Raw genomic sequence first — 1,426 nt, forward strand, 5'->3', positions numbered from 1 at the left:
GGGCGACCCGGCGGCCTGCGCCAACAGCCGGTCGGCGTCCGGGTGGGCGGCCGCCAGTGCCGCGCGCGCCTGGTCCTCGCCCAGCGCGTCCAGCGCGCCGGTGGGCACGAAGTACAGGTTCATCTCCTCGTCGTTGGCGCCAGCGAGCAGATCGACCCCCGCACCGGACCCGGCCCGGATCGCCTCGAGCGGCGCCACGGGCAGGACGTCGTCGCCGACCACCGGCGCGAGCACGCCCACCCCGAAACCCGGGTCCACCCCGTCGGCCTCGCGCAGGTCACCTCGGCGCGCCGGCGCGCTGACCGTCTCCAGCGCGGCGAGCGCGTCGGCGACCGGACGTTCCCGCACGGCGGCCGCATCGGTCCCGCCCCCCAGTTCGGCGGTGAAAGCGGCGGCGAACCCCGCCATCACGTCCAGGCTGCGCACCACCTCGGCTCCCCCGCTCTGGACGATGGCGCGGTCGAACAGCCCCGCCGCCAGCGGAGAGCCGAGCAGGGCCCCCACCGACATGGCCCCGGCCGACTCCCCGAAGACCGTGACGGCATCCGGATCGCCGCCGAAGGCGGCGGCGTTCTCGCGCACCCACGCCAGGGCCGCGAGCTGGTCACGCAGTCCGATGTTGGTCACGCCGCCCGGCAGCGGGAGGAACCCCTCGACACCCAGCCGGTAGGTCACCGACACCAGCACCACGCCCGCGCGGGCGAGAGCGGTCCCGTCGTAGGCCGGCGCGCCGGGCTCCCCGGCCACGAACGCGCCGCCGTGCAGGAACACCATGACCGGCAGGCCCGTCCCGCCCGGGGTCCAGACGTCGACGGTCAGGTAGTCCTCCCCCGGCCGCCAGCCGTGGCCGATGATCGGGCCGAGGTCGAGTCCCGGGATGCCCCGTGCCGCTTGCGGCGCGTTGGGTCCGGGCCGGCCGGCGTCGCGCACGCCGTCCCACCGAGGTGCCGGTGTCGGCGCGGCGAACCGCACCGGAGGGGCGGCGTAGGGCACGCCCAGGAACCGGTGCACCCCGTCCCGCTCCACCCCGACCACCCGGCCTGCCGTCGTCCGTGCGTCCATGCCCCATGGCTACCAGTCCCGGTCGGGTGTCGGGCCGCGGCGCCCTCGTGCCGGACGATCCCCTCGCGCGAGCCCGAAGGTCGGCCCCCGGGGTCCGTGGCCGACGTCGCGCAGCCCGCACCGCGGTGCGATACCTCCCCGGGCCCTGGTGCCGAGGGGCGGGATCCGGTACCAGTAGTCCCGTGACCCCCGGCCGGCCGTTGGTGCGACGTCTCCACGTCGACCTGTGCCGTGCGCCCGCGACCACCTGTCGTCGCCCGGGTCCCCGCCGCTCGCGTTCCTGACCGGCCTCGCCCCGGCGCCGTCCCGCCCCTCCTCGGGCGGTGACGCGTCGACGGTGACGCCGTCCGCCCCGCGCCCGTGG

Annotated in this window: 1 protein-coding gene; it reads right to left on the reverse strand. The window is 77.3% G+C overall.

The genetic code is table 11. The features are described from left to right. Window positions 1-1,062: carboxylesterase/lipase family protein (locus AC0CYZ_RS26390; RefSeq protein ID WP_472220882.1), on the reverse strand; the 1,062-nt coding region annotated here is incomplete at its 3' end. Between the last annotated feature and the right edge of the window lie 364 nt (window positions 1,063-1,426).

Source organism: Actinomycetospora sp. (genome assembly GCF_055612215.1).